The sequence below is a fragment of the Peribacillus sp. NPDC058002 genome (assembly GCF_042886655.1).
Taxonomy (GTDB): domain Bacteria; phylum Bacillota; class Bacilli; order Bacillales; family DSM-1321; genus Peribacillus; species Peribacillus aracenensis.
In genome coordinates, this window is record NZ_JBHVQU010000327.1 from 1 (window position 1) to 3418 (window position 3418).

A 3418-nucleotide genomic window follows, 5' to 3' on the forward strand; every position below is an offset into this window, starting at 1 on the left:
AGATAAATAAACAACTAATTCAATTGACCTGATTCGATTAAGCCAACAGCGTCAGCTATCAACATTTCGGTACTGCTTCCCCCGCCCAGAATATCCTTTACATATTTGGGACGCACCCCTAAATATGTTGCTAATTGATGAGATGTACAAGAATCGTTTTCAGAATAACTCATGAACCCGTCGATATCTTTCGCTTTTAGCCCAGCATCATTCAATGCAGCTCGAGCAGCGTCCAATGCCAAATGTAACGGGGTTGTACCTGAATTCTTAGAACGCTCACTTTCCCCTACACCGACAATGGCATAGCGATTTTTAATGCTGTCCATACAAAAACCTCCCTTATTGAATGCGTAAAACCACTTCACCTGAACCCACAACTTGCTCTGGTTCCTTTTCTGCAGTAAGGTCAAGTCTTACAAAGCGTTGACCTCTTTCTTCATACAGACTTTTAACGAAAGCAGAACATGTGATTCGATCTCCTGGTACCGTTACGGCACCAAATCTCATTTTAAAGGTTGCCGGTACAGCATGATCACCAGCCAGTTTCATTACATATTCACCAAGAAAGCCCATTACAAGCATTCCATGAGCAATCACACCCTGCATGCCAATCTCTTGTGCGAATGCATCATCTGTGTGTAATGGATTGAAATCTCCTGAAGCTCCGGCATATTTAACAAGTTGTACCTTGGTTACAGCTGGCTTGATAAGAGCTTCAAGTCTTTGACCTTCATGTAAACTTTCATATTTCAACATCCCTGATTCCTCCCGCTTGCGGTTTTCCGGAAATTAACATCGATACTTTAGCCCTTAACTATCAGCATGTTTATTCAAACAGGAGCATGATTACTTCTGATGGGCCGATAAATGATATTCGTTCGGCTTATGACCACCATTTCACCTGACTCATCTTTCATTTCTGTATCAAGTACCAAGAATTGCATCGTTCCTTTTCTGCCTTCCCGTTCGTATACATCTGTTACTTTCATCTGACAATGCAACCTATCACCTGGTCTAATCGGGCGGGAATAAATAAACTCCTGCTCACCATGCAGCATTCTCCTTTGTTCGAGGCCCAAGTCAAGGCTTTCGCCACTATCCTGACCAATGGCTATCGGGAATGTCGGCGGTGCTATAATGCCACCATATGAAGTTTTCGCTGCATATTCTTCATCCACATATAAGGGGTTCAAATCACCAATCGCCTCAGCAAATTGACGGATATGCCTCTTTTCAACTTCAAATATAAATTCAGCTCCCGTTAAACCGTTCAAATGATCCAGTTCCATTTGCTTTCTACCCCCTAATAACGGTATTATCATTCACATTATTCTTTACAACAATCATGGCATCAGCGGCTTTGATTCCGTTTTCATATACCAGCAAAGGATTGATATCCAATTCGTCTATGGAATCTTTATAATCTGTAACTAAAGCGGAAACCTTTAATAACACATCAATGATGGCTTCGATATCAACCGGTGCTTTCCCGCGTGCTCCCATTAAAATGTCCTTCCCCTTAATTTCTTCAATCATTTCAAGTGCATCCTGTCTTGACAGTGGAGCAATCCTTAACGAAATATCTTTGTAAATCTCAACAAATATTCCCCCTAGACCAAACATGATAACCGGCCCAAATACGGGATCATCACTTGCGCCAACAATGATTTCCACACCATCAGGTAACATTTCCTGAACGGAAATGCCGTTTATTTTAGCCTCAGGTTTATAATTTAGTGCATTCCGCTTAATATCCATGAAAGCATTCCTGACCTCAAGGTCAGTACTTACATTCAATCGAATCGCATCCGCTTCCGTCTTATGTGGTATATCCGGCGAATCGACCTTTAACACGACTGGATAACCGATACTGTTAGCGAATTGGATGGCATCGTTTTCATTTTCAGCTATAACACGCTTCGTGGTAGCAATCCGATATCGTTCCAAAACCATACTAGCTTCGGATTCACTTAATGTAATACCCGGCTTCAGCATGTCCTGCAAGCTTTGTTTCTCTATTTTCTTTGTACTATTAGAAACTCGAATTTCAAGATTTTTTCGATAAAATTCACTGTATTCAACTAGTTTAGCCAGCCCTCTTATCGGATTAAGGCTTCCCGGAATCACTGGTATGCCATTTTTCACGAGCTTAGCGGTACAAGGCGGGAGTGTCATGCCATCTAATGGAAATGTGGTAATGAATACAAATTTATCTGAGCATCTGCAAATTTCAATAAACTCTTGAAGCAAAGGATGCTCGGCAGTCCAATTAAAAGGAAACTCCGTAAAAATGATATTATCGACATCCGGATCTTCTACAAGTGCCCGCAATGGTGCAAGGAATAACTCAGGGTTGGAAACAGATGCGGCCGCTGTTAAATCCACTGGATTGGAAGCGCTCGCATATTCAGGTAGATTACGTTTGATTTCTGTTATTGTCTTTAAGCTGAGTGGATTGATGGTAAGTCCGTATGATTCACAGCGATCCGCTTCATTTATACCCCTCCCGCCAGAACTGGTGATGATTACCGTATTGCGTCCATTTGGAAGCTTCTTTGATAGGAATAGCTTTGAAAAAGATATGATATCCTCATAATCGTCGGCCCTTACGATGCCAGCTTGTTTAAAAAAGGCATCATATACTTGATCCGATCCCGCAAGTGATCCTGTATGAGAAGCAGCCGCTCTGCTTCCGGCCTTGCTCCTCCCGGTTTTCATGACAATCATGGGTTTATTTCGATCCAATGCCTCTGTTGCCAGGCTTCGTAATTTATCTGGGTTTTTAGCACCTTCCAAGTAGCCGCTAATCACACTTGTTTTTGAATCATGAATCATATATTCAATTACATCCGAGAATTCAGTTTCCATTTCATTTCCTACACTCACGAAGTAATTGAAACTCAATCCATTCTGAGCTGCTGCCATATAGGTCAAAACACCAAATGCACCGCTTTGGGAGACATAACCGACCCCTCTTTGGTCATTTAATGGCACAGATTGAATGGCAGGGGAAAAAGTGCCAATCAAACCATTCGACAAATTCACTAATCCAACACAGTTGGGACCCACTATCCGTATTCCATTCTTTCTTGCAATATCTGTTAGCAATTCCTGTTGCTTAATACCTTCTTTTCCTGTTTCTGAAAAACCGGCAGCAAAAATGATGGCTGCCTTCACTTTCTTTTGTGCACATTCCTCCAATCCTTGCTGCACCTGATTCGCCCCAAGGCAAAAAATGGCCAAATCAATTTCATTCGGGACATCTGACAAAGATTCATAGCACTTTATCCCTTCAATCTCTTTTGCTTTGCGATTGATCGGATAAATCTCCCCATTAAAATGACCATCCAAAAGGGCTTTCACTTGTAAATTCCCTATTTTGTATTCACTCTTGGAGGCACCCAGGATTGCAATGGAT

Annotated in this window: 4 protein-coding genes; all 4 read right to left on the bottom strand. The window is 41.7% G+C overall.

What is annotated here, in order from left to right:
• Positions 1 to 14: 14 nt before the first annotated feature.
• Positions 15 to 326, bottom strand: a complete 312-nt coding sequence (locus tag ACFVSH_RS24425; protein ID WP_387708317.1) for a hypothetical protein — start codon at positions 324 to 326, stop codon at positions 15 to 17.
• A 13-nt stretch (positions 327 to 339) separates the two neighbouring features.
• Positions 340 to 756: a MaoC/PaaZ C-terminal domain-containing protein gene (locus ACFVSH_RS24430; RefSeq protein ID WP_192204747.1), complete on the bottom strand. Its 417-nt coding sequence runs from the start codon at positions 754 to 756 to the stop codon at positions 340 to 342.
• Positions 757 to 830: 74 nt separating this feature from the next.
• Entirely contained in the window at positions 831 to 1289 is a 459-nt protein-coding gene (locus ACFVSH_RS24435) for a MaoC family dehydratase N-terminal domain-containing protein (protein ID WP_192204746.1), read from the bottom strand.
• 7 nt (positions 1290 to 1296) lie between these two features.
• The coding region (locus ACFVSH_RS24440; protein WP_387708319.1) for an acetate--CoA ligase family protein at positions 1297 to 3418 on the bottom strand (2122 nt) is incomplete at its 5' end.